Annotated in this window: 22 protein-coding genes and 6 pseudogenes; 13 read left to right on the top strand and 15 right to left on the bottom strand. The window is 44.2% G+C overall.

The genetic code is table 11. The annotated features are described in order from the left end of the window. Nucleotides 1–49: 49 nt before the first annotated feature. Together QUA58_RS12185 and speD are read left to right on the top strand one after the other, a co-directional pair. Nucleotides 50–229, top strand: a complete 180-nt coding sequence (locus QUA58_RS12185; RefSeq protein ID WP_333254505.1) for a hypothetical protein — start codon at nucleotides 50–52, stop codon at nucleotides 227–229. 81 nt (nucleotides 230–310) lie between these two features. Further along, nucleotides 311–733, top strand: coding sequence for an adenosylmethionine decarboxylase (gene speD, locus QUA58_RS12180; protein WP_006633984.1), 423 nt, complete (start codon nucleotides 311–313; stop codon nucleotides 731–733). A gap of 84 nt (nucleotides 734–817) precedes the next feature. Here speD and QUA58_RS12175 read toward each other — a convergent pair whose 3' ends face one another. Next, nucleotides 818–1,414, bottom strand: a complete 597-nt coding sequence (locus tag QUA58_RS12175; protein ID WP_333254507.1) for a hypothetical protein — start codon at nucleotides 1,412–1,414, stop codon at nucleotides 818–820. A gap of 145 nt (nucleotides 1,415–1,559) precedes the next feature. Here QUA58_RS12175 and queF point away from each other — a divergent pair, with 145 nt between their 5' ends. Continuing rightward, nucleotides 1,560–1,979 carry a preQ(1) synthase gene (gene queF, locus QUA58_RS12170; protein ID WP_333254509.1) on the top strand — a complete coding sequence of 140 codons (420 nt, stop codon included), beginning with the start codon at nucleotides 1,560–1,562 and terminating at the stop codon, nucleotides 1,977–1,979. Between the two features lie 547 nt (nucleotides 1,980–2,526). Here queF and QUA58_RS12165 read toward each other — a convergent pair. The 3 genes from QUA58_RS12165 to QUA58_RS12155 all read right to left on the bottom strand — a co-directional run bounded on the left by QUA58_RS12165 (nucleotide 2,527) and on the right by QUA58_RS12155 (nucleotide 6,220). Continuing rightward, nucleotides 2,527–3,939 (bottom strand): cytochrome c biogenesis protein, encoded by a 1,413-nt coding sequence (locus tag QUA58_RS12165; RefSeq protein WP_333254511.1) that lies wholly within the window; start codon nucleotides 3,937–3,939, stop codon nucleotides 2,527–2,529. A gap of 309 nt (nucleotides 3,940–4,248) precedes the next feature. Continuing rightward, nucleotides 4,249–4,980 carry a cytochrome c biogenesis protein CcdA gene (locus QUA58_RS12160; protein WP_333233091.1) on the bottom strand — a complete coding sequence of 244 codons (732 nt, stop codon included), beginning with the start codon at nucleotides 4,978–4,980 and terminating at the stop codon, nucleotides 4,249–4,251. Nucleotides 4,981–5,503: 523 nt separating this feature from the next. Beyond that, nucleotides 5,504–6,220: a pentapeptide repeat-containing protein gene (locus QUA58_RS12155; RefSeq protein WP_333394247.1), complete on the bottom strand. Its 717-nt coding sequence runs from the start codon at nucleotides 6,218–6,220 to the stop codon at nucleotides 5,504–5,506. A 594-nt stretch (nucleotides 6,221–6,814) separates the two neighbouring features. Between QUA58_RS12155 and QUA58_RS12150 the strand changes: the two genes are divergently transcribed. Continuing rightward, on the top strand, nucleotides 6,815–7,522 hold the full coding sequence (locus QUA58_RS12150) for a tetratricopeptide repeat protein (protein WP_333254515.1): 708 nt from the start codon (nucleotides 6,815–6,817) through the stop codon (nucleotides 7,520–7,522). A gap of 57 nt (nucleotides 7,523–7,579) precedes the next feature. On the opposite strand, the gene QUA58_RS12145 is transcribed toward QUA58_RS12150, so the two are convergent. Continuing rightward, nucleotides 7,580–8,926: a peptidylprolyl isomerase gene (locus QUA58_RS12145; protein WP_333254517.1), complete on the bottom strand. Its 1,347-nt coding sequence runs from the start codon at nucleotides 8,924–8,926 to the stop codon at nucleotides 7,580–7,582. A gap of 119 nt (nucleotides 8,927–9,045) precedes the next feature. On the opposite strand from QUA58_RS12145, the gene QUA58_RS12140 reads away from it, so the two are divergent. Further along, entirely contained in the window at nucleotides 9,046–9,597 is a 552-nt protein-coding gene (locus QUA58_RS12140) for a peroxiredoxin (protein WP_333254520.1), read from the top strand. A 344-nt stretch (nucleotides 9,598–9,941) separates the two neighbouring features. Here the strand turns inward: QUA58_RS12140 and QUA58_RS12135 are convergent, their stop codons facing one another. Further along, nucleotides 9,942–10,481, bottom strand: a complete 540-nt coding sequence (locus QUA58_RS12135; RefSeq protein WP_333254522.1) for a phosphate-starvation-inducible PsiE family protein — start codon at nucleotides 10,479–10,481, stop codon at nucleotides 9,942–9,944. A 381-nt stretch (nucleotides 10,482–10,862) separates the two neighbouring features. Between QUA58_RS12135 and QUA58_RS12130 the strand changes: the two genes are divergently transcribed. Then, complete coding sequence (locus tag QUA58_RS12130; protein ID WP_333063623.1) at nucleotides 10,863–11,465, top strand: superoxide dismutase; 603 nt, start codon at nucleotides 10,863–10,865, stop codon at nucleotides 11,463–11,465. A 391-nt stretch (nucleotides 11,466–11,856) separates the two neighbouring features. Here the strand turns inward: QUA58_RS12130 and QUA58_RS12125 are convergent, their stop codons facing one another. After that, nucleotides 11,857–12,099 carry a hypothetical protein gene (locus tag QUA58_RS12125; protein WP_333394245.1) on the bottom strand — a complete coding sequence of 81 codons (243 nt, stop codon included), beginning with the start codon at nucleotides 12,097–12,099 and terminating at the stop codon, nucleotides 11,857–11,859. 48 nt (nucleotides 12,100–12,147) lie between these two features. Here QUA58_RS12125 and QUA58_RS12120 point away from each other — a divergent pair. Continuing rightward, nucleotides 12,148–13,148 (top strand): annotated as a pseudogene (locus tag QUA58_RS12120) (IS630 family transposase). Nucleotides 13,149–13,154: 6 nt separating this feature from the next. Next, nucleotides 13,155–14,501 (top strand): annotated as a pseudogene (locus tag QUA58_RS12115) (iron-containing alcohol dehydrogenase); the annotation flags it as partial. Here the strand turns inward: QUA58_RS12115 and QUA58_RS12110 are convergent. From QUA58_RS12110 to QUA58_RS12100, 3 pseudogenes are all read right to left on the bottom strand, one after another. Further along, nucleotides 14,502–14,726: pseudogene (locus tag QUA58_RS12110) on the bottom strand (transposase); the annotation flags it as partial. A gap of 9 nt (nucleotides 14,727–14,735) precedes the next feature. Then, nucleotides 14,736–15,505 (bottom strand): annotated as a pseudogene (locus QUA58_RS12105) (IS1 family transposase). Between the two features lie 67 nt (nucleotides 15,506–15,572). After that, nucleotides 15,573–16,228: pseudogene (locus tag QUA58_RS12100) on the bottom strand (IS630 transposase-related protein); the annotation flags it as partial. 329 nt (nucleotides 16,229–16,557) lie between these two features. Between QUA58_RS12100 and clpS the strand changes: the two are divergent. The 3 genes from clpS to QUA58_RS12085 all read left to right on the top strand — a co-directional run bounded on the left by clpS (nucleotide 16,558) and on the right by QUA58_RS12085 (nucleotide 18,407). Then, nucleotides 16,558–16,851, top strand: coding sequence for an ATP-dependent Clp protease adapter ClpS (gene clpS / locus QUA58_RS12095; protein ID WP_333257118.1), 294 nt, complete (start codon nucleotides 16,558–16,560; stop codon nucleotides 16,849–16,851). Nucleotides 16,852–16,974: 123 nt separating this feature from the next. Then, nucleotides 16,975–17,289, top strand: coding sequence for a hypothetical protein (locus QUA58_RS12090; protein WP_333309999.1), 315 nt, complete (start codon nucleotides 16,975–16,977; stop codon nucleotides 17,287–17,289). 212 nt (nucleotides 17,290–17,501) lie between these two features. After that, nucleotides 17,502–18,407, top strand: coding sequence for an MvdC/MvdD family ATP grasp protein (locus tag QUA58_RS12085; protein ID WP_333257123.1), 906 nt, complete (start codon nucleotides 17,502–17,504; stop codon nucleotides 18,405–18,407). Here QUA58_RS12085 and QUA58_RS12080 read toward each other — a convergent pair. Beyond that, complete coding sequence (locus QUA58_RS12080) at nucleotides 18,404–18,913, bottom strand: biphenyl 2,3-dioxygenase (protein WP_333394243.1); 510 nt, start codon at nucleotides 18,911–18,913, stop codon at nucleotides 18,404–18,406. The genes QUA58_RS12085 and QUA58_RS12080 overlap by 4 nt on opposite strands. Before the next feature lie 158 nt (nucleotides 18,914–19,071). Beyond that, complete coding sequence (locus QUA58_RS12075) at nucleotides 19,072–20,196, bottom strand: tocopherol cyclase family protein (RefSeq protein WP_333394241.1); 1,125 nt, start codon at nucleotides 20,194–20,196, stop codon at nucleotides 19,072–19,074. 170 nt (nucleotides 20,197–20,366) lie between these two features. Here QUA58_RS12075 and QUA58_RS12070 point away from each other — a divergent pair, with 170 nt between their 5' ends. After that, nucleotides 20,367–20,948 carry an Npun_F5749 family FMN-dependent PPOX-type flavoprotein gene (locus tag QUA58_RS12070; RefSeq protein ID WP_333394238.1) on the top strand — a complete coding sequence of 194 codons (582 nt, stop codon included), beginning with the start codon at nucleotides 20,367–20,369 and terminating at the stop codon, nucleotides 20,946–20,948. A 98-nt stretch (nucleotides 20,949–21,046) separates the two neighbouring features. On the opposite strand, the gene cysE is transcribed toward QUA58_RS12070, so the two are convergent. After that, nucleotides 21,047–21,853 carry a serine O-acetyltransferase gene (gene cysE, locus QUA58_RS12065; protein WP_333394236.1) on the bottom strand — a complete coding sequence of 269 codons (807 nt, stop codon included), beginning with the start codon at nucleotides 21,851–21,853 and terminating at the stop codon, nucleotides 21,047–21,049. Between the two features lie 180 nt (nucleotides 21,854–22,033). After that, a complete protein-coding gene (locus QUA58_RS12060; protein WP_333257133.1) occupies nucleotides 22,034–22,516 on the bottom strand; it encodes a hypothetical protein in 483 nt (160 codons plus the stop codon). Nucleotides 22,517–23,064: 548 nt separating this feature from the next. On the opposite strand from QUA58_RS12060, the gene mrdA reads away from it, so the two are divergent. Further along, nucleotides 23,065–24,891, top strand: coding sequence for a penicillin-binding protein 2 (mrdA, locus tag QUA58_RS12055; RefSeq protein ID WP_333257136.1), 1,827 nt, complete (start codon nucleotides 23,065–23,067; stop codon nucleotides 24,889–24,891). Here the strand turns inward: mrdA and QUA58_RS12050 are convergent. Further along, nucleotides 24,892–25,119: pseudogene (locus tag QUA58_RS12050) on the bottom strand (hypothetical protein); the annotation flags it as partial.

Genomic DNA, 25,119 nt, shown 5'->3' with positions numbered 1-25,119 from the left:
ATTTCAGCATTGCTTTGACTAACTAATTCGCTTCGACAGGTTTTGCAACATGATGTTGAAACCCAGCAGCAAGAGCTTGTTTCTGATTAAAGTCTCCAGCATAGGCAGTCAGGGCGATCGCCGTGCAGTTCCACAATTACAATTTGACGCGCGATCGCCAGCCCAAGTCCCAAACCCCCAAATTTACGACTTAGGGCTCCATCCTCCTAATCTTCATCTTTCTTTGTGAAACATACTTGCAAAATTTTTGACACCGTGCTAACGTTAAAAGGTTTGAGACTTAACATCAATAGAGGTAAAACCCCGCAGAATGAAACAATTGGGAACCCATCTGGTCGCTGATGCTTGGCAGTCTCCTGGAGACCTGCTCAACGATCCTGAACGTATCCGCCGCGCTATTCTCGATGCGATCGAAGCCGGAGGAGCTACTCTCATCGATTTGTGCGTACACCAGTTTAGTCCTCACGGAGTGACAGCTACTGCTACTTTGGCAGAGTCTCATATAGCAATCCATACTTGGCCTGAACACGGTTATTTTGCTGCAGACTTATTTTTCTGCGGAGCCGGCGACCCTCACCGAGCCATGAAGGTGCTACAGACAGCTTTGGAAGCTAAACAGGTAAAACTCACTGAGTTCACGCGCGGTTTCGAGCCAGGGGTGGGCATTGTAGGTTCTGCTTGTGAAGAGCAGTATGCCCCTCGTTCAGTAGAAACGAGTGCCGCCAGAGGATGATAGCCAATTAGCGTAACTTTGAACAATTTATGCTAGGTTTTGTTTAAAATCCCACGGATCGAACCGTGGGATTCTTGTTGGAATTTACTTTTTCATTAATAAAGGGCGGACAACTAAATAACCTGCACCGAAAGCTGCAATCACAATCAGAAAAATTGCGATCGCCAACCACAATCCACTTAAGTCTGAGGTTTTTTTGAGTTGAGGTCGCACACGGTAAGGAGTTTCCGGCACCTCTGTAAATAATTTTTCGGGAAGTGGCTGCGGCATCGAGGCGGCTGTTGGCTCCGGTTCCGGTAGTGGGAAGGGGAAAGCCACTGTCTGAGGTGGTTGAGGTACGGCAGAGTTAGTCTGCAAGGTTACAGGTGGTGGGGGCGGAGGTTCAACGCTGAAATTGAATTTGACAGATGGCATTTGCGGCATCCCTGTCTGGGTGATGCTCTGAGCCGAGTTGACTACTTGCTGTAACTGTTGGGATACTTGAACTACTGTTTCTACTTCTCGTCGCAGTTGTTGATTTTGTTGGACTAATTGCTGATTGTGGGTTTTGAGGGAATCAAGCATGGCTTGGGCGGCTTGCAATTCGGCGGTGACTTCTCGATAGAGCGAAATCGGTACTGATGGAGAGTAACTATTGGAGTTTTCAGGGGATGTATTGTCAGATAAGGTAGTATTTTGCATAATTGTAGATGGCGAGGGTGAACTTTTTTTAGTTTAGCCTGAGAGTATTTGCAATTAGATCGATCGCAATACAATTCGTCAAGATATTTGTTAAAAATATTAATAGTGAGTTTAGTTAAATGTTATAAATTTTTAGTCGATCGCCATGAATCACCACCAAACCCAACAGAGTATGTCGCAAAAGTCAAGTACCGAAGAAATGAAATACGGCGAGCGCGAGATTTTGGACGGGCAGTTAATTACATTCCCCAATCCGCGAGTCGGGCGGCGCTATACGATTAACATTACTTTGCCGGAGTTTACTTGCAAGTGCCCATTTTCTGGCTATCCCGATTTTGCGACAATTCACGTTACTTATGTGCCCGACGAGCGGGTGGTAGAATTAAAGGCGCTGAAACTGTACGTTAATAGTTACCGCGATCGCTACATTTCTCACGAAGAATCTATCAATCAAATTTTAGACGATTTTGTGGCAGCTTGCGCGCCGCTGGAAGCGACGGTGAAGGGCGATTTTTCGCCGCGGGGGAACGTCCACACCGTGATTGAGGTGTCGCATCAGAAGTAGGGCGGGTATTAAGCTGGTGTGTCATTGAGATTTAATTGTGGGGCGGCGTCGGAGCAACGCCCCACAATAGTTTTAAGAAATAGGATTGTTAATAAAATTAGTAAGTAATTCAGGACTTACGCACAGCCTCAATATATAGTGTTTTGTAGGGGCAAACCCCCCGTGGTTGCCCCCATACCTGGGATGATTGCGTAAGTCCTATAATTGTAGGGTGCGTCAGGGCAGCCCTCTCAAAGTAGTAAAAAAGTTCCTCAAACGCTTAAAATCTCGTAGTTTGTAGGGTGTGCGCTGGGCATCGGTTGAGTTTGTCGCCCACCGGAGAGTACCGATTGACAGGCGTTTCAGCGTTTTATTTTGAAACCAATTTCCGTATAGCAATTTTCATTGCTTGAAATTTGAAAAATTAGAACGTGAAATAGCGGTTTTATGCTTTTTCTCCGGTTCAAATTAACCAGTTCGACAAATCTGGCAAGGCGCACCCTACAAACTCAACTAATCTTTTTGATATTTATCGATTGGTGTAAGGTGCGCCTAGCGCACCCTACGGTTAGCTTTGACTTGCAACAGAAGTCGGGGCGATCGCACTTTTTTCCTCTGCTGTTTTCGATTCTGCCAACTTGTCCAAAATCTCGACAACCTCTCTTTCAAAAGTCACCTGAGCGCGATTAGTGCGGCCGCCGACATAGAGTTTGCCGTCCTTTTCCAAAGCCCAAATCTGCGAGTGAGACAGATAGCTCATCAGCACGCTGAGCATTAGCAACCCGAAGCCAGTATAAACGAGCGGAATTCCCGGATCGGCTTTAATTTGCAAGCCAGTGCTGCCAACAAGTTCATCAATTGATAGCATGACTCCGTTAACTTCCACCGCCGTGCCCGCGCGAACTGTAGTTAATAATTTGCCATCCGTACCGTAAACTAACATCGTTCCTTGCAAGTCTTTTGCTAGCAAAGAAACTCCAGCACTCAAATCTGGTTTGGTCGGAATCCAAGCACCCCAAATTCGGCCTTTACCTTGAGTATCTAACTGAGCCATTGGTAGTTGCAAAACCGGGCTTTTGTTGAGGCGAACTCGCACGGCGGCTATTGCCCAATCTGCTTGATAAAATGTGACTCCCCGGTATCTCAGGGGCTCGTTAACGTGAATGGTTTTGCGATCGACCTCTTGGCCTGTTTTGTCCAAAACTGACAGATCAGAGTAAAATTGGTCGATGCCGCCCTCGGGAGTATAATCAATCCAGAACCGATTAACTCGCATCGACCAATCCTTCGGTATTTGCGGCCGGGCCCAAGGCCCTGCATCCAGGATATTCTGCACCTGAAAAGTTTCGCCGCTGGGAACCATTTCTTGACCGAGAAATCCCGTCATCGCGCCCCACATCGACCCAGCTAAAATAATTAGCATACTGGCGTGAACAATAATCGGGCCGATTTTGCCAATTATTCCCTTGCGGGCATAAACTTTTTCGCCTTCTCGAAATATGCGGTAGTTTTTTTGCTGCAAAAGTGGTTCTAACGAACTTAAAGCAACTGTTTCTAATTCCGCACTGAGAGCTAATTTTTCAAACTGCTTTGGTTCTTCATAAAATTTCCAGCGGCGGGCAGCTTTTAGCGCCGGAAATTGTCTGGTAAAAGTGCAAGCCGTCAAGCTGCTGCCGAACAAAATTAGGATGGACAAAAACCACCAAGTGCGGTATACGTGGTCTAGTCCTGCAATTAGTACAACTTTCCAAGTTAGGAAGCCGAACAAAGCGGGGTGTTCTGGATAGTTAGATTGGTAAAAGGGTACTGATTGGCCTTGTTCGATGACAGTGCCGGAAATGCTGAAAAATGCGATCGTCAGTAGCAAGATAATTGCCAGCCGCAAATCTGCTAGCACCGGCAAGATTTCTCCCTTGAAAAACCTTTGAGGGGCAGTCGCCCAGTTTGATAGTTTAGATAGAAATACTTCTTTTGATGTCATTGGTAATTATGAAGGAAGTTCGGCAACGGATTGTGTAACGGATGTAACGGATCGAAGGAAGGAAGTTCGGTAACGGATGTAACGGATGGAAGAAGGGAGAAGGAAGAAAGAGGAGGGAAAAACAAAAGATGAACAAAATATTATTATTTTTATTGAAAAAGTCTCAATCAATTTTGAAGTCTTTCTCTTTTCTTTCTTTCTTCCTTCGTGTTGTTCGCGTCTTCGCGGTTCGTTAAAAACAACTTAATTCACGCATTCAGTAGAGATTGCTATATCTTTAAATAAAGACTGAAGTCCTTACTACTAAACTTAAGCGGGAAGGATGCGGGAAAGCAGAGAGAAAACGCCAAATCCTACTAGCAAAACGCCGCTAACAGGCGTAATCCAACTCGACCACCGACGTAATTCTAACAACTTTTTAATGCTAGCAGTGAAAGTACCTGCTATAATCAGCGGAGCGACGTAGCCAGCAGCATAAAACAGCAGCAACACACCACCTAAAACTGTATCTCCCGTTTTGGAAACCCAAGCTAAGAGTGTAGCTAAAACCGGCGTGCTGCAGGGAGACGCTACCAAACCAAAAGTTAAGCCCAATAAGTACGATCGCACGCCCGCCGGCAAATCTTTCGGCACCCACCCCACAGCGTCGAAAGACGGCATTTGTAAGGGTAAAGCTTCGAGTAAATTCAGCCCCATTAGAATAGCAATAATGCTGACAAGAATCGGCAAACCCAGGCCAATTTTGCCGTAAACTTGTCCGGCAAATGATGCTACAATACCTAAACCCGCAAGGGTGGTGGCTAATCCCAGGGAAAACCACGCAGACTGGGCTGCAGCTTGCAGGCGACTTTTTGCTTCGTATCCACCGATGTAGCCGATCGTGATCGGCAACATTGAAAGCATACAGGGCGTTAAGCTCGTTAGCAACCCTGCCAGAAAGATGACTCCGACGCTGACTAAACTGAGGTTTGTCAGTTGAGTATTTACTAAATTATTAGCAAATTGTGCGAGTTCGTAAAGTTGAGTTTGCAGGGTTTCCATCAGTCGATTTTAGATTTTAGATTTTAGATTGACTCCACAGTCTAGCGATTTTAGATTTTAGATTTTAGGTTTTAGATTTTAGATTGACTCCACAGTCTAGCGATTTTAGATTTTAGATTTTAGATTGACTCCACAGTCTAGCGATTTTAGATTTTAGATTTTAGATTTTAGATTGACTCTACAGATGAATCTGGGAGTTTAAACTAAATATCTAATTTTTTTGCTCTTCACGACTCCTGTCGGGGGCTTGTATCCCTAGGCAGGTGACTTCAGGTTCGGGGCTGTTCTGGCTTTGTTGAAAATTGTAACAGATGCGGGCAGGTTCGGTTTGAGATTTAAGATTTTAGCAATATTTACTGGTTAGGAGTTAAAAGGTCGATCGCACCCTGGTTTAAATTAATATCTTGACAGCATCCTCAACAAGCTGTTGGCAACGGGCGCAGCTACACCCGATAATTCATTGACTGCGAAATCGGCCCGAAAGGCTGTTGTTGAAATTATTCAAGCAGACTTTAATTTTACTCTACTTTAAATTAAAGCCACTTTCTTCATTAATAGACCCGTCCGGCATTATTGCCCCTGCCAGCACCGCACCTCTGAGATTTGCTCCCGTTAAAATAGCGCCTTCTAAATTAGCATTGCTCAAATTTGTGACTTGTTTGGAACCTCGGAAAAAGAAGCTGTGCAAGTCAGCACCTGTTAAATTAGTGTCGGCTAAATTAGCATATTGCAAGTCAGCACCGTGCAGCGTCGCATCCCTTAAATTAGCTTGGGTAAGATTGCTTCCCCAAAGTCGAGAGTCTAAGACATTAGCATCTTGTAAATTGGCGCGGCTCAGATTTGCCAAAGTCAGATTAGCGTCCCACAATTTGGTGCAGTTGAAGTTAGCTTCTGTCAAATTGGCTCGACTGAGATCCGTACCTAAAATATCAGCATTTGCTAAATTAGCGCCGGTGAGATCTGCGTCAGAAAGATCCGCATTTTTTAAGTTAGCACCGGACAAATTAGCGCCGCTCAAATTGGCGCCGCTCAAATTGGCTTCTTGGAGATTAGCGCCCCGCAAATCGACAGCGCTCAAATCGCATTGCTTCCACAGAAAGCTGACGCACCAATTATCATTTAATAGGTGACTCAAATCCTCCCCATTCGCGGCCATCACAGGAGGAGTTAAGTAGAGAGTGAACAGGACGATCGCCAACACCGCGGCGAAGAAAGTTTTCAACCTCATAACTCTTTTCATTGACCCTAATTTGCGCCATAAATTATTGATGTCTAATCAAAGCATAGCAAATAATCTGCAACTTCCCTCAGCAAGATCACTCAAAAATATTAGTGTAGTGAAAGGTTGATCAGGGTTGGTGCAGGCACAAACTTAACTCAGCCAGTCTTAGAGGCGCTTTGAGCTAGAAACCCGGTTGCTTCACAGATGCCTCGCTGCAAAACTAATATTTTTCCTAAAAACCTGGTATAAGATGACCGCAAGTTCGATCGGGATTTGCCAGTGCAATATCGCTACAAAGTAATACTTGCAGCAGGCAGTTGCGATCGCTCCCCCAGGGGCATATCTGCAAACAATCCTGATATAAACTGCTCAATATGGGAATCAAGAAACCGCTAGTCTCGACTGAAAGCCTTATATTTAAAGGGTTGTAGAGGTAATTTTTGTTAATTGCGATCGTCATCACTAACTAAGCCGAACTTTCATCACACAAGTCAATGCCCCAGCATCACCAAATCTCATCAAACTTATCACGTTCCTGAGACTACGGATATCACTGTCAATAGCTCAACTATGGAGGAAGATAAGAGCATACAGTTAAACAGCACTTCTCCCATGCCTACTATCCCCCTTCTCCCAACTCAATTAGTTGTCACAACTATTTTCAATTCGATCGAATCTTTGGGATTCACTAATATTGCCGGCGTATTTTCGGGGGAGCAAGCTGAATCCCGACAAGAGGCAAATTTAAAAGTTAGTACCAAAAAGTTTTACACTCAGGGTTTAAAAAATCTCGAACAACAAGACTTGCACGGCGCTATTAAAAATTTTACTGCCACAATTAACATTAATCCGCAATTCGCGTCAGCTTACAACGATCGCGGTGTTGCCCGCTACAAATTAGGCTACAAGCAATCGGCGATCGAAGATTTAACTACAGCCATCGAACTCAATCCTTACCGAGCCAAATATTACAGCAATCGGGGGTTTATGCTGACTCGTTTAAAAGATTATACTGCGGCCATCGCCGATTACAACTCGGCACTGCTGCTCAACCCCAATTTAGCTAAAACTTACTTCAAACGTGGCACTATCAACTTAAAAATAGATGATTTAGTGGCAGCAATGGCTGATTTTGAGTCAGCTATTCGCATCAACCCTGACTTTGGCAAAGCTTATTTCAATCGAGGTATAACTAAATATAAGTTGAGAGATGTTCAAGGGGGATTTGAGGATTTTCAGAAAGCATCAGAACTTTTTAAACAGCAGGGTAAAATAGAAGAGCATTACGATGCAGTTGCTAAAGTCAAACAGTTATGGTAATAAATTTCCTCAGATCCCGGACTTCTTAAAAAAGTCCGAGAGCTAATTGTGGCTAAATTAGCCAATTCTCAATATGGGATCTCCTGGTATCAAGCCATCAAACGGGGAAGAATTACTAGCCGTAATTGCAAAAGTAGCATTTTGAACTACTGCAGGGAGGACATTTTGAACCACAACCCTTCCACCACCTACCAATGGAATGATAGTGTTGCTTCCAGACGCAATGAATGAAACATTTGATAAATTGCTGGCACTAATGCCAATGCGATCGCCCTCTTCCGGTTTGAAATCAAGAATTATATCGTTGTCATCCTGCAACAACAGCGTAGTTATGTCCGAGGTACTTACAACAAAAGTGTCTGCACCGCTACCGCCAGTGAAAGTGTCATTGCCATCATCGTTAACTAAAACATCATTGCCATCACCACCTGTTAAAACATCATTTCCTTTGCCGCCTCGCAAAAAGTCGTTACCAGCACCGCCATCGAGATTATCGTCGCCGAGATTTCCAATCAAAATATCGTTACCAACACCACCCGTAATTAAGTCGTTACCTTTACCACCTCGCAAAAAGTCGTCACCCGCTTCGCCACTGATGGTATCGTTGCCTTGGCTGCCATTAATTGCATCATCCGTCGGTGAACCAGTTATGCGATCGTTGCCGCTACCTCCCACTACACCGCTGGGATTTTGCTGAGAGTCTTGGGGAGTGACTTGATAGTTGTTCGGGGCATCAGGCAATCTGAGCGATCGCAAAGATAGATTTACGAAATTGGTACTATTAATTAAATCGTTGAGGAGATTAACATCGGTAATGATGCTAGAAACCCTACTGGGGACGATTCCTTGAACGACTTTTGCGGTAGAAATGCGATCGCCCTGCTGCACGGCATTAACCGTTTCAAAACCTTGAATAACGTTGCCAAAAACAGCATAATTACCATCCAAAAATGGCAAATCATCCAAAGCAAAATAAAACTGCGAAGAAGCCGAATTCAAAGCATTAGAACGAGCCATTGCCACAGCCCCGCGAGTGTGTTGCAACTGCGGCGTCTGGGTTACAACTTGGTTGTAAACAGGTTGCGCGGCGCCTTGCGGCTTAATTTCCAAAGGAATAAAACGCCCCTGATTAGTATCCGGGTCAATAAAATTACCCGTTCCCAATTGACTTGCTGGAATTGTCGTATCTCTGCTGCGCGGATCGCCTCCTTGCACCACAAAAGGCTCTGGCTGGCGCACAACTCGGTGAAACATCACCCCGTCGTAAATGCCGCGTTCAACTAAGTCAACAAAATTTCCCCCAGTAATCGGGGCATTAGTGCCGTCTACTTCGATCGTAACGGGTTGACCGTTAATTACCTGGACTACTATAGCTTTGCCTGTTAACGGGAGTGCAGCGCTCATGGGTAAATTGCTATTTGAGTGAGTGATCTTTGGGTTTTAGAAGCAATCCGCGAATTGCCCCTACCCATTTAATCAGAAAACTGTAAACTTGTCTTAAGTACAGTTCTACTTCTAAATTTATGATGTCCCGTCGCAAGTTTTTTAGCACTTTATTGGCAATTTGTCTAGTTTTTCTAAGTTTCAATTTTGCCACACCTGCATTTGCCCTCGGTGGCAAGCTTCCGACGGTGAATCAAGCCGCACCGGATTTTAGTTTGCCGACAAACAGCGGCGACGGACAAGTGTCCCTGTCTGATTATCGCGGTAAGTGGCTGGTAGTCTATTTTTATCCGAAAGACTTTACATCAGGTTGTACCATCGAAGCGCGGAGATTTCAGCAAGACTTGCCGAAATACTTGGCAAAGAATACTCAAATTATCGGCATTAGCGCTGATGATGTCGATTCCCATGCGGAATTTTGCGATTCCGAAGGTTTGAAGTTTCCGCTGTTAGCTGATACGGATGGTAAAGTGAGTAAAGCTTACGGTTCTTGGATGAGTTTTATCTCGGCGCGACACAGTTTTATTATTGACAATGAAGGAATTTTGCGCGAAACTTTTGTGAAGATTAATCCGGCGATTCACTCCAAAGAAGTGTTGGCTCGTTTGGGGGAATTACAGGCTAACGGGTAATACCATTTTAGATTTTAGATTTTAGATTTTAGATTTGAGTAACTGGCAATGGCTGATCAAGCTTGTATGTGTAGTGAGGACTACATTCCTCGGTATTTTCAGAGGATTTTAGTCCTCACTACAAACGTTATCAGGTTGATTTGACCTCACATCTTGCACCATTCTCAATAATCATCTTTTGGGCGGGCAGGATGCCCACCCCACAAGAAAATCTACTCTTTGTGGAACGGGCATCTTGCCCGTTCTTGACAATGGTGCAACATCTCAGTTTTACGGGAAATGATGGCTGGTAACGTGACAAGCAATATCATAGTAAATCTAAAATCTAAAATCGCGCCCCATACTCAGTGAGACTTAAACTGGCTATTGACTGCAACAGAATCGGAAGAAGATTCCGGATCGGAAATTTTTCTATTTCTGTTAGTAAGGCGGCGTTCCGGGTCAATTCCCTCGAAGGTTGGTGGCAACCAAACTCGGACTACCAACAACACTCCCAAAACCAGCAAAAATGCGCCAGTTGATAATATTTGAACCCAGGGAGTTTCTAGCACTCCCCGCACTATCACTTCTCGCAAAACTGATACAATACAAACTTCCACAGCTACGCCTATCGAAACTCTTTGTTCTTGCAAGTAAATAATTAGCAACCGAAATAATTCCACTAAAACTAATAAAAATAGAATGTCTGCAGTGACTTCCTGGAAATTCAAAGGAGGTAGCAGCGAGAAGAACATTTCTCGCAGTTCGATTACCATGAAACAAAACAAACCAATACATAGGGAAATTACAATTAAGTCTTGGACTGTTTCCAGAGCGGTGACGATTAATTGCAGATTCAACCATTGAGCGGGGTTACTGGACGAGTTGTTTAAACGCTTTTCCATTGACAGCTCCTGCAATTTATTTGACTTTCTTACAGCTTAATTGAACTTAGGTTAATCTTTGACAATTTACAGGTTTAATCTATTTATCAGTCTCATAAAATTTCGAGCGTTTGACAATTTCACACACACTTTTATTTGTCTCCCAGGTGGCTTGACATTTAGTGATGCTTTATGCTAATTGAATCCGGCAATAAGTAGCTTTGATATCTAAAAAATAGAAGTCGGAATGCTAAAATGCTGCAACTGCTATAAAATAGGAAAATTGTAAAGAATTATTTACCACAGCTTGATAAACTCAAGCTAGTGACTCTCGGCTTTAATCATACAAAAGCCAGAAAGTCAGCCGAAAAACCCAAAGTAATCCAGAGAGGATTGAACACAATGGCATTTGAACTCGCACCATTACCCTTTGCCGCTGACGCCCTAGAGCCAGCTCATATGTCGGCCAACACGTTTTCCTTCCACCACGACAAGCACCACGCTGCTTACGTCACCAATCTGAATAAACTGATTGAAGGGACTGAAATGGCGAGCAAATCCCTTGAAGAAATTGTCAAGGAATCTGCTAAAGACCCATCCAAAGCAGGCATTTTTAACAATGCAGGTCAAGTTTGGAACCACAATTTCTTTTGGAATTCCCTCAAACCGGGCGGCGGCGGCACTCCGACAGGAGCTTTAGCTGACAAAATCAATGCCGACTTCGGCAGCTTCGACAAATTCAAAGAAGAATTCAAGACTGCTGCGACAACTCAGTTCGGTAGTGGCTGGGCTTGGCTGGTTGTGGACAACGGCACTTTGAAAGTTACCAAAACTGCCAACGCTGACACCCCGGTTGCACACGGGCAAACTCCGTTATTGACTTTGGATGTGTGGGAACACGCTTATTATTTGGATTTCCAAAACCGCCGTCCCGACTACATTACTAATTTCTTGGATAATTTGGCTAACTGGGATTTCGCAGCAGCAAATTTGGCTGCGGCTTAGTAGCATCTGAGTTTGAGGACTAAAGTCCTCACTACAAACTTTATAGGTTTGTAGTGAGGACTTTAGTTGTGATGAATGAGAATTATTTAACAAAACTTGCTGTTAGTAGATAAAAACAGCTTTCAACATTTCTTCGCCTTGCTCTGGTTTCAGTTAAAATCCTAGTTTTTCACAGAGGCTCTGCATCTTGTAGTTGCTAGTGAGAATGTAGCCGACGATCGCATTTAATTTCTCTTCGCGACCAATTTGCAGCATCCGCCTTAATAATTAGACCTCTTGCAAAAATAATTAGGACGGGATCTCCGGCCCATCCCACAAGAGTGATTTTTTCTTGTGGGATGGGCCGGAGATCCCGTCCCATTAACTGATGAAAAGGATTTTTGCAAGAGGTCTATTCTGTTCCCAAACCGCGCTGCTGATAGCTATCGCTGACGATGAGCGCAAATTCGGCTTCGTTTGTGCCGTGGAGTTTGCTGAGACGTGCTACTCCCAAAATCCGGTGTTCTAAGGTTTCCGGGTCTTTGCGATCGCCAATAGCATCGCCCAAAATATCGATCGGGTGGTGATGGCTGTCAACCTCGGTTGCGGTAGCTGGGGCGATAAGTAGTTCAATAAAATTAATTACACAAAGCAACTAATATGATATACTAAAAATATAGAGTTGTATTCAAAGATGTTTTATATGTTTTTACTTCGAGATATCAATCCACTTTCGTTGAAATTGCTAAACCGAATTTATCGCGAAAGCAGACATCATCAAGTGCGCCAAAGAGCACAGTTTTTAATTTTGGTTTCACAAAATTTCAAAAATGAAAAACTGATGAAAATTTTTAAAATTAGTTATAAGACCATGTATAACTGGTTGAATCGATGGGAACATCAGGGAATGCTCGGATTATACAATAAACCAGGTAGAGGTAGAAAAAAAATATTTAATTCGGCAGAATCTGCTCAAATTAAAGACTGGGTAAAATTGCCACCAAAACAATTAAAGCAAGTAGTACAAAAAATCAAAAAAGAAGGGTCTATCAATATAAGTACGGAAACGATTAAGAGAATAATTAAAAAAAAACATGAGTTGGCATAGGATGCGTCGAGGTGTTGGGGGAAAGCCAGACCCCATAGAATACAAGGAAAAAAAACAAAAATTGTCAGAATTAAAACAACTAGAAGATGAGGGAAAAATTGATTTATACTATTTAGATGAATCCGGTTTTTCTGGCATCCCTTGTGTCCCTTATGGATTGCCAGAGATTGGTGAATATTTGTCAATTGATAGTCGTAGAACTAAGCGTTTAAATGTCTTGGGAATCATGAATCGGCAAAACATTCTTCATGCATGCTTACGTTTCAGAGCAGACCATTAATTCTGATGTCATCATAGCCTGTATAGATACTTTCTTTGCTGTAGTAGAGCGGCCAACATTTATTGTGGTAGATCAAGCTTCTATTCATACTAGCAATGCCATTTTAGATAAAATTGAAGAATGGAAAAAACGCGGTTTAACTATATTTGAATTGCCAACTTATTCACCTGAATTGAATTTAATTGAGATTTTGTGGCGGTTTATTAAATATGAATGGCTCGAAATAGATGCCTACTCTAGCTGGCAATCTCTTGTTTCATCTGTCGAAATAATTCTTAAAGAATTTGGAGATAATTATGTAATTAATTTTGATTAACTACTTAATTCGATTTCTGTCAACGTGACACCCCATCACCTGCTCAATATCAAAACTGTAGCAGAGCGGCGCGAAAATATGCTCTGGTTCCGGATTCCTCCCAAGATTTATGTTAAGTCTGGCTGCATTCCTGTAGCTTTGAGAGATATTGCCGGTAAGAAACGTGCTTTGATCGTGACGGATAAACCTTTGTTTGAATTGGGATTGATTAAGGAAGTTACAGATAGTTTGGAAGAAATCGGCATCGCTCACTATACATTTTACGATGTGGAACCCGATCCTTCGCTGGTTACTGTTCGCAAAGGTTTAGAAATCTGCAATAGTTTCCATCCAGATGTAATTATTGCCTTTGGTGGCGGCTCGCCGATGGATGCTGCTAAGGTAATGTGGCTGATGTACGAGCATCCAGAAATTGAGTTTGAAGGATTGGCGATGCGGTTTATGGATATTCGCAAGCGTGTATACGAACTGCCGCCTTTGGGTTCAAAGGCAATTATGGTGGCAATTCCGACTACTTCGGGAACGGGTTCGGAAGTTACACCTTTTGCGGTTGTTACGGATGAGAAATCGGGGATTAAGTATCCGCTGGCTGATTATGCTCTGACTCCGAGTGTGGCGATCGTCGATCCAGAAATTACGCTGAATATGCCGAAGAAACTGACTGCTTACGGCGGCATTGATGCGCTGACTCACGCTTTAGAAGCTTATGTTTCTGTGTTGGCTTTTGAGTATACAAATGGTTTGGCTTTAGAAGCGATTTGTTTGCTGTTTAAATATCTGCCTAGCGCTTACAAAAATGGTGCTAACGATCCGAAAGCACGGGAAAAAGTACATTATGCTGCTACGATCGCCGGAATGGCATTTGCCAACGCTTTTCTGGGGGTTTGTCACTCAATGGCTCACCAATTAGGTGCAACTTGCCATGTTCCTCACGGTTTAGCCAACGCGCTGATGATTTCCCATGTAATTCGCTACAATGCCACGGATGTTCCTTTCAAGCAAGCGATTTTTTCTCAGAATAAGTATCCTAACAGCAAGTGGCGTTATGCGCGAATTGCGGATTATCTGAATTTGGGCGGCGAGACGGAAGAGGAGAAAGTTGAGAAGTTGATCGCAGCGGTGGAAGATTTGAAGCGTCAGGTAGATATTCCTAGCACGATTCAGGAGGCGATCGCCAGTCAGGGAATCAGCGATGATTTCTTTTTTGCTCGTGTTGAGGAAATGGCCGATCGCGCTTTTGACGATCAATGCACCGGGGCTAACCCCCGCTATCCGCTGATTGAAGATTTAAAGCAACTTCTGCTGCAAGCCTACTCTGACACCAACACTTCTGGAGTCGATCGAGAGTTATAGTCATTTCAAATAAGTATGAGACACTCTTTCTGCACAATAAGCACGAATAACTTCATCAAGAGATGTGCCAGGAGACGCATACATTTTAGCTCTCTTTAATGCACTAAAATCATGCTCAATATCATTTAAGTCAGGAGAGTATTTTGGTAAAAATATTATCTGATGACCCGCCTCCTCAACCAATAGTCTAATGACTGTCTTACGATGAATGGGTGCATGATCCAGGTAGTGCTTTTATGTAAAGGATGGAGAAATTTGAGGCGGTTGAACTTTCAGCATTCCTAATCGGATTTGGTGATTGTAGTCATGAATGAAGTTCCAAATAGCACTATGAGTGATTCTCCAACTTTTTAGAAAACGATAACGTCTTCCTGACTAATCGCGAAATTCGTTGCCTGAGAGTATTGTTCAATCGTTCAATGTAACTGGTTAATCCACTTTCCTTGCCGACAGACTTATGCCTTTTACTTGGTAAAACTACGGCATAGGCATCAAGAGTGATCGGTATAAATCTTGGCACATTGGCGATCGACACAAGCGTAGTGAATCCCATAATGCTTGAGCCGACTTCGAGGAGCGGTCTCCAATATGACATCCGATCACTTCCCGAGTCTTGGTATCCATTGCTAACCAGACCCATTGTTTATTCCCTTTGTCATCTACTTTCATACCAGAGTTCATCCATTTGGACTGTGTGTTTTCCAACTTCTTTCGGGATGACCGTGGCTTTGAGTTCTATTGCACCGTACAAGTGGTTCACATAATGCAAGGAGCCAGCTCTCAGAAACGCCCATGACTCGGGCAATACCAGCGAGGGAAATCCGCTCCAGCAGAAGTAACTCAATTTTTGCCAAAGTGTCGGTGTCTTTGGCTGTCCACTGAGGATTTTCGACAAATTGCCGACCACAGTCGCGACATTTGTGGTTTTGTTTGCCCCGACGAGTCATCCCATTTTTCATTACATCGTCAGAACCACAAGTGGGACAAATCAGATAGGGTTTCATGATGAGACTCCTCAAAAGACTGGACATAGAGGTATTATCCTCCATCCTTTACATAAAAGCACTACCCATGATCCATAATTAATATAGATGGACTTGTTAAATCTGGTAACAAATACAAAGATAACCATCCTTCAAATCCTTCTGCATTCAAACTACCCATAAACAGCATTGGTGCAATTAAGTCCTTCTTTCCTTTTCTTCTTGCTGCTACTAAATTTTCTCTTTTCCCCCGTTTTCCTGGTCTTTCGCCATAGACTTTCTTTCCTCTTTTGGCCCAGGCACAAACAGAACCTTCAAATTCTTTAAATCCTGACTCATCAATGAATACAAGACTTTTGCTGCCATAAACTTTAATTAATTCTCTCAGATTTCTGTAATATTTCATTCTTTCTTCTCGATTTCTTTCTTTATAGCGAAGTTCTTTTTTTTTGGTAATTTTCAGTTTTTTTAAGGCATAGCAGATGGCACTCGGTCTGACGCCTGAAAGTTTTTGCTCTTTCTACTAATCTTGCTTCAGGATTTTTTTCAACATCTTTTTTGAGTGCTTCCCAATCTAGCTTTCGTTGACGGTGGTTGACCTGAGTTGGTCGAAGGTCTTCCCTACCAGTTGCATCTATAAATTGTTGCTCTTCCTACCTTAAATATGGCGGCAGCTTTCGTTGTACTCCCTCCATTTTCCACATGATCGACTACTTTTTGTCTTAGGTCTAGACTGTAAGCCATTTTTTTATAATTAACTCTTTTTATCGATTTTATCATGATCTTACCTCTGTCTCACATTTATTTGAAATGACTATAACTGTAGTTGGATAAGCTGTACTGCATCTAACGAGTAGCCAGAAACCGGGTTTTTCAACCAAAATCGTGGGTAGAAACCCTCAATTTCCTGAAAACCCGGTTTCTTTGTCCTCAAATCTCAAATCTAAAAATCGTCCTCAAAAATCGCCCAAGTCGATCTATTTGCAATAGGCGGTTTAAAAGTTCAGAAATTGTGATAGAGTTGAAAAAGTTACTTTTTTAAGAATTTTGTAGTTTTAGTGGCTGTTCGCGCGATGACCTCTTCACCAACCATAGCACCCGTTCGATCGAGTCAAGTTACCCGCAAGCCTTATCCTAACTATCGGGTAATAGTCCTCAACGACGATTTCAACACATTTCAGCACGTTGTGGAATGTTTGACAAAATACATTCCAGGGATGACGAGCGATCAAGCTTGGAAACTAGCCGACCAAATCCACAACGAAGGCCAGGCCACCGTCTGGGTTGGGCCGCAAGAGCAAGCAGAACTTTATCATATGCAATTAAGCCGTGCTGGACTGACAATGGCTCCGCTAGAATCTACTTAACATTTTTTAATTAACATTTACAATACTTACTTTCAAATTTGCCAAAATGGCAACATCACTTCATCCTCTTGATTTAGATTATGTGTCAATACACCTAATCTTTTACTCAAGTAGGAGAATTTTATGAATCATCCTTTTGATCTAGATATTGCTGATCTGGAAGCAATTGATTTGGATTTTGAAGAGACGTTAACTGATGAACAGGCCGCCCACATCGGAGGTGGACTAATGGCTACCACTCTAGCTATAGGTGAAGAAGGTGGTGGTGAGATACAGTGTATCTCAGCTCCCTGTCCGGGAAGTGAAGGAGGAGGAGGATTTCCTCCCAAGCCTATTCCCATTGACCCTCCGATGACCACTATGGCTGTAGGTGAAGAGGGTGGAGGATATTACACGAAAGCTTGGTTTGAAGGCGGTGGAGGCCCTATTTATTGGTAATCTCATTCGTGCCGACAATGGTAGAGATTTTGCCTAATTCCTGAACTATTCCGCTTGTTTCTGTAATAAGACTTTCAAAGATTCAGCCTCATTCGAGTGTTTTTTTTCAGTTTTTTTTCAATATATAAAAAGTTGCAACACTCTCAAAACAAGTGATGCGACTTTTCATATTTTTCATTGATTTTAGCACATTATTAATTTTACAATTTCCCATGAACATTTTAATTCTGGGTAATGATTCAGATGCTCATGCTGCTCATATAAAAGATGCTCTAACCCAAGCCGGTGCAGAAGTAGATTACTTAGATACCTATCTGTTTCCAAGACAGTTACGTCTGTCTTGGCAACCTGATACCCTGGTAGGGTGCTTGACGCTACCCGGAGGTCGCCAGTTGAATTTTCAAGACATTCACAGTGTATTTTGGCGCAATTTTTCCGGTGTTGGCGTTCCAGCTTTAAAAGATGCAAATCAACAGCAAGTTGCATTGAACGATTCCATGAGTACAGTGCGATCGCTAATGCAAGCTTGTCCGGCTCGCTGGATTAATTCCTGGCAGGCATACCAATTTCATAAAGAAAAACCCCTACAACTGAGTCTGGCAAAGCAAATAGGAGTTACAATTCCTGCAACTTTAATCAGTAACAATCCAGAGCAAGTTAGGGAATTTTTCCAATCTCAGAAAAAAGTAATTTTTAAGCCCGTTTATGGTGGCGCTCATACCAAGTTGGTGACAGAGGCACATTTAGAACCTAATCGGCTGGACTTGGCTTTGAGTATTTCTCCAATCACAATACAAGAGTATATTCCTGGGACAAACATTCGCAGTTATGTGATTGGTGAATCAGTTTATTCTGCGGAAATTCGCAGTCAAGCTTTGGACTTTCGGGAAGATTTAGAGTCCGAGCTAATTCCGATAGATTTGCCCGAATCAGTTCACCAACAATGTTTAGCAATATTAAAGGCATTTATGCTCGACTGGACTGCTATTGATTGGCGTCTCAAGCCAACCGGTGAGTATGTATTTTTAGAAGCAAATCCTAGTCCGATGTTCAGACATTTTGAGCGTCAGACTGGTTTTCCGATTACACAAAAATTAGTCAATCTTTTAATGTATTAACTAGGATTTAAGAGGCGATCGTAATTTTGCCAATCATCCCCCCCCTCCGTATGTCCCGCTACGGTACAGCGAAGGTTGTAGCTTCCCGATTTCACCGGCACGAACACCCAGTCGGCTACAGCGCCCGGTTTAAGTTCCAATTCGTGAATACTTCCTTTAATTTCCACCTTACCGGCTTCAACTTTTTGAGTCCAACTCGCATCTGCAAAATTTTTGGCAGTGAAATAATGTTTCTCCTGACTGGGATTTTTCAGCACTAATTTATAGCGTTTTCCAGATTCAAATTCTAGCAGATTGGGGAAAATTTTAAGTGCTCCAGCTTCGTTACCCAAGCTAACATTAATTTCGGTGACAGGTTGGCGAGACAAATCGCCAGCATTGGCAATTGTCGCAGGTATTAAGATTGTGCCCAAACATAAAATTAGTCCCAAAATTAGCTTTAAGGTTTGTGGGAACCGCTGGCTGTGGTTAAATTGCACTAATAGCGAACAAAATGATTTGAACATGAGATTAATTACTGTTGAATGTTGAAGGTTGATTATTGTCAATTCCGGTTGTATCGGAATGATTTAACCACAGAGGGCGCAGAGAACGCAGAGGAGGAGAAGAGGGAGATGAGTGATTCTGATACAACCGGAATTGAGATAATTGTAGAATCCAAAATCTAAAATTGCTTGGTTTGCCAAACTTCATCCCAAGGCCCGCCCCCAACTTCCAAACCCGATAAAGAACTTTGAGCCTCTAAGATAATTCTAGAACGCTGCTTGCCATTTTTTTCCACATTTCCCCCCAACAACTCTCGCAGTTGCAAGCGCAATTCGCCGTGCGTCGTATCCCGGCAGCAAAAAGCCATGCCTTTTTCTGTAGGAGTTCGCACATAAGTACCAGGACTGTTTGTAGTGCCAATTAACTCAACTTCAAATTGGCTGTTTCTTGCCTGCATTTTCCAGCTTCCCCAAGGTTGAATAGTCCAACTAACTTGCGAATTCCAAGGCACAAATTCGTAAAATTTGCCTCGGTAATGCAGACAAATCATTGCCACCGATTCCATCCACCACAGCACGCCCCGCTTGCCACCGCCAGCAGTTAAAGCTAAATCGCTTTCGCCTTGAAAACAATTGCAATTAATCCAAAACCACTTTTGCGGAAAAGCACCGCCCCAGTTTTTTTCGCTGTAAGCGGGAGCATCTTTAAATTCGTAGAGTTGGCCGTTCCAATCAATCCAGCCCGTGGCTAAACCGTGAGCCATTAAAATTTGCCATCCTGGCTCAAATACGGGGAGAAAAGATAGCATTCCCGCCGTAGATTTCTGGATTTCCTCAGAGTTTCCCCAGCCATAAACTGGTTTAATTTCGTACTGCCAAAAACAGTGACTGCCGCTTCCTGGATCGTGCAGATAACCTTGATTTAAAGTAGCAGTAGCTTGATAGCCTTCTTCGACGCGGCTGTCGAATACTTGCGGCTCTAAATATTGGGGTTTAATTTGTAAATCTGTTTTGCCCCAATGTCCGAAACCTAAGCTTTCTCGATCCGCCCAAAACTTATTTACATTGGGAAAAGTGCGACACAAATAGCTATCTTTCGGGCCGAGAATCTGAGCTGCACCGCCACTGTAAGGTTGACCGCCTCTGGGATCTTCGATGGAATACATGAATGCAAAGGATTGTCCGTGAATCGGTAATGTTATTCTGTAGTACCAGCCTTCAAAAAAGCGGCGGGAACTGCCGTCCCAGTGGTAGCCACTGTGGGGAGTTTCAATAGTTTTGAGTTTTGAGAGTGAATTTGACATAGAATTACCAATAGCAGAAAGAAGAGTCATTAGTCATTAGTCAGTAGTCATTAGTCATTAGTCATTAGTTAACGGTTAACAGTTAACAGTCAACGGTTAACAATGTCCAATACCCAATGCCCAATTCCTAATGGCTAATGACTAATGACTAATATGATAGGTTATTAATTATGTCTTTAGCACTTTGGCGATCGCCCTTAGCTCGCGCGCTCCACCGCAATCGCAGTCTTGCTTTTTCCCGCTACTTGCAACTAGCAACGGTTCGGGCTACCGGGCGACCGGCTAACCGCACTGTGGTGTTTCGAGGCTTTTTAGCAGATACTAATCACTTAAAGTTTATTACAGATATTCGCAGTCAAAAGGCAGAGGAAATTAACCTCTATCCTTGGGGGGAAATTTGCTGGTATTTCCCGAAAACTCGTGAACAATTTCGGATTGCTGGAAAGCTCGTTTTGGTAGGGGCCGATTATCCAGAGGCAGAGTTGTTCTCATCGCGGTGCACAACTTGGCAGGAGCTTTCTGAGGCGGCTAGAGCGCAGTTTGCTTGGCCGCAGCCGGGGGATGACAAAGCCGAGGCTAGCGCTTTTGATTCTGCTTCCCCAAATGCGATCGAGCCGCTGCCTAATTTTTGCTTGCTGTTGTTGGAACCGGAAACGGTGGATTTGTTGGAGTTGCGGGGGGAACCGCAAAACCGATCGCTTTATCGGCGCGACGGGGAGGGAATTTGGTCTGTGCGATCGGTTAATCCGTGAAGTCAGTTGACTGTTAACTGTTGACTGTTGACTGTTGTGAGTAGGAAAGTTTTAAGTTGAAAAATTCCCAATGAAAAACTCAACACTCAAAACTATTTTTAGATGCCGCTGCCGTCTAAAAATTCTTGAATTGCTTTATCTTTTAACTTGCAGCTAGGGGTTGTAACTAGCTGTGTTTTTTCGGCTAGGGCTACATTGCTGGCTTGGTTTAAAGCTTCTGATACTGAGTGGAAATTGTGGGAATTGGGATCAGAAGTTAAGGAGACAGATTCTTGAGGAAGCAAACTTTTTACTTGCTGTTCGAGGGATTCGATACGATCGAGCAAAGAGCGAATTACCACAGCTTCCGAATCCGGCAAACTGCCGTGTTCTAAAGGATTGACGCGCACTCCCGATCGATAGACGATGCGGCCGGGAATCCCTACAACCGTACAGTCAGATGGTACGTCGCGGAGCACGACCGAACCGGCGCCGATGCGAACGTTGTTGCCAATTTGCAGATTGCCGAGTACCTTGGCGCCAGCACCTACAACTACGTTTTCGCCGACGGTAGGGTGACGCTTGCCACTTTGTTTGCCAGTACCGCCCAGGGTGACACCTTGGTAAATTAGGGCAAAATCGCCGATAATCGCTGTTTCGCCGATCACAACCCCCATACCGTGGTCGATGAATACGCTTTTGCCGATGGTTGCCCCTGGGTGGATTTCAATTCCGGTCAAAAAACGAGCAATGTGGGAAATCAAGCGGGGGATGAAGGGAAGTCCCAACACATAAAGCCAGTGTGCGAGGCGGTGCAACACTAGGGCCTGAAGACCGGGGTAGCAAAACAATACTTCCAGCCAGTTGCGAGCGGCAGGGTCGCGATCGAAAATTATACTGAAGTCAGCTCTAAGAGTCTTTAGCACTTTCGGAGTTACCTATTTTGGTTAAACACGCCACTTTCGATTTTACATTTTACTGGATGGAGGAAGTGGGCGGTCGATCGGGAGATTGGGAGAGGGGGAGAGTGGGGGAGTGGGAGAGTGGGAGATTGGGGGAGAATTTGATGATATTTTATTGTCTCCATCCAACAGCGCCGCTGCGTTTTATTCCTGTACTGAGATTGTATAGTTAGACTTGACTCCGGGTTCGACAGTACCTACCCAAATCCTGTAAGAGCCTGCTTGCCAGTCTGAATCAAGTATGCCAGCATCTTTATTCTGACCTATATCGTCTCCGCAGCGCACCGCATTACCGGGGCCTTGTACGAGTAAGGTTGTGTCCTTGCCTCCGCTGTTGATTTGGAGTGTGAGTTTTGAAAAGTTTTGTTGCAAGACTATGATGTGGTCGGGAGTTGGGGTGGCAAAACCCAAACATTTGTTTTTGTGGCGATCGGCGTTGGCTATGACAGATAGAGAGTACGATCCGCCTGTGGAACCTCTCAAAACTGCTGTTGGGGCTGCAAAACCTCGCGATAAAGTTAAAGTGCCGAAATTGGCTGTTTCTGCTAAAACTGGTAGGGCGGCGATCGCGGCGATCGCAGCCAAGAGCGCACCGTTTTTGAAATTGGGTCGCTGATTAAACAACATGGCAATACTCCTCGGTCACAACTTAAAATCACAACTCAGAATTTACCCATCGCAGCCCCTATCATCCTAACTCTGGAGGAAGAATAATTTTTTTTAAATTAGTTCAAAACTTCCTGGCTTCTCTTCCTTATGTCTATCAGGACAATCCCTGTACGATCGCGCTCGCTTGTGCCACTCGGATTTCTGCCACAGGCGATCGACTCATATCCGAAATTGTACGGTGTCAAGATGATAAATTTGATACTCCTAGCCTTGCTGTTGGCGCTCGGTTCCCTATTGACACAGGCTTTGGTATTGTTACCTATAGGTCTATCGGGCTGGCTCCACCTCCCTAATTGGCTGAGCCTGACCTTGATTTTTCTGGCTATTTCTTGGTGCTTGGGGGATTAGTGAGCAGTCATGAGTTATTAATGATTAGTCAAAAGTTAACGATCAATCCTTCTGCTTCCCCCAAGAGTCAAGGCCCGATCGCCCCCGGTTGGATGATGTATACTTCACAATTGACAATTCAAGAATCTAAAATCTAGGATTTGACATCTACCTATAGAATGATGCAACGACAAGTTTATTCGATCTCAGCATTTCACTCTCCTGACAAAACCCTGGCGGAAACTCCTAAGAAACAGGAGCGTCCGATACACCGGGCGATCGTGTTAATGCTGGTGGCAACAGGTTTGCTGGGCCTGCACGCTAGTCGGCTGGTGGAATTACAACTGATACAAGGAAAGCAAAACCGGGAACGAGCCGAAAACAATCGCGTTCGCCTAGTACCCATGCCGGCAAATCGCGGACATATTATCGATCGCAAAGGCAACTTGCTAGCGGCAAACAATTTAGCTCGATCAGTATATTTGTGGCCGAAAGAACAAACGCCGGAAGAGTGGAAAGCGACAGCAGAAAAGTTGAGCCCGCTGGTTAAAATCCCGGCACAAGAAATTTTAAAAAAATTAAAAGAGGTCGATCCTCTATCCTATAGACCGGTGCGGCTCAAGCAAGCAATGCCGCCAGAGGTGTTTGTGCCACTAGCAGAACAGGTGGGACAAATGCGGGGAGTGGAAGTGCGGCCCGAAGCGAACCGCTATTATCCTGAAAGCAGTTTGGCGGCTCATGTTCTCGGATATATTGGCGAAGCTACTGCTGCAGACTTGGAAGATCATCCCGAATATCCTATGGGGATGATTGTGGGTCAGATGGGCATAGAAGCGAGTTCTAACCAGAAGATTGCGGGAGTTTGGGGCGATCGGCTGATCGAGGTAAATGCCCAAAATCAAGAATTGCGACTGATGGGAGATACACCGCCCAAACCCGGTGAGGCGGTGCAGCTAACCATAGACTTGTCCATGCAAAAAGCAGCCGAAAAAGCCCTGGGGCAGCGCCGGGGAGCAGTAGTGGCGCTGGATGTCAAAACCGGGGCGGTATTAGTTATGGCCAGTCACCCGACTTTTGATCCCAATCTGTTTACGCGAAAAATCACTAAGGATGAGTGGGAAACTCTTCAAGATCCGCAAAATCCATTTTTGAATCGGGCTATGCAAGGCTATCCCCCCGGCAGCACGTTTAAAATTGTGACTTCCGTCGCGGGCCTGGAGTCGGGCAAATTTTCGCCGGACTCAATTCTCGGTACTTCGTCTTACATTACTGTGGGGGGAATTGATTTTAACGAACACAGCGGCGGTTACGGCGACATCGGCTTTCGGGATGCTTTGGCTTTCAGCAGCAATACGTTTTTTTATCAAGTGGGGATTAGTACGGGGCCAGAGCCAATTTCTAAATGGGGACACCGCTTGGGAATTGGCAAGGATACGGATTTGAATCTTTTGGGGCTAAGCGGCGGCAGTCACGGTCAAATCCCGACGCCGGAGGAGAAGGAGAAAATTTATAAAGAACCTTGGTATGCGGGCGATACGGTAACAATGTCGATCGGTCAGGGGTTGGTGTTGGTGACTCCTTTGGAGGCGGCGGTGATGGTGAGTTCGATCGCTAATGGGGGTTATCGGGTGAAGCCTCATCTTTTGACTTCTATGACTGGCACAGCGGAGACTCAACGGGTACATACGGGGATGAAACCTTCAACAGTTCAGGTGGTTAAGGAAGGATTGATCGCGGTGGTTGCCGAGGGTACGGGACAGGGACTCAATGACGGTTCGATTCCGCTGACGGCGGGCAAAACAGGGACTTCGGAGGTCATCGGACAGGAAGATCACTCGCTGTATGTGGCATTCGGGCCTGCTGAAAAGCCAGAAATTGCGATCGCCGTGGTTGTGGAAAATGGCGGTTATGGTTCTGTTGCCGCAGCCCCGATCGCGAAAGAGGTGTTTCAAGCTTATTTTGGGAAACCCAAAAAGGTGAATGAGTCAGTAGTGATTAGTCCTTAGTTATTGGGAATGGGGAATTGGGAATGGGGAATTGGGAATTGGGCGTAGTTTCTTCTTCTTCCTTCCTTCCTTCCTTCCTTCCTTCCTTCCTTCCTTCCTTCCTTCCTTCCTTCCTTCCTTCCTTCCTTCCTTCCTGACATCCGTTACATCCGTTACAGAATCCGTTGCCGAACTTCCTTCTTCCTGACATCCGTTACATCCGTTACAGAATCCGTTGCCGAACTTCCT

The organism is Microcoleus sp. N9_A1 (assembly GCF_036701795.1).
Classification (GTDB): Bacteria; Cyanobacteriota; Cyanobacteriia; order Cyanobacteriales; family Microcoleaceae; genus Microcoleus.
Note: the sequence above shows the minus strand (reverse complement) of the source record. Positions and strands in the feature narration are given on the sequence as shown.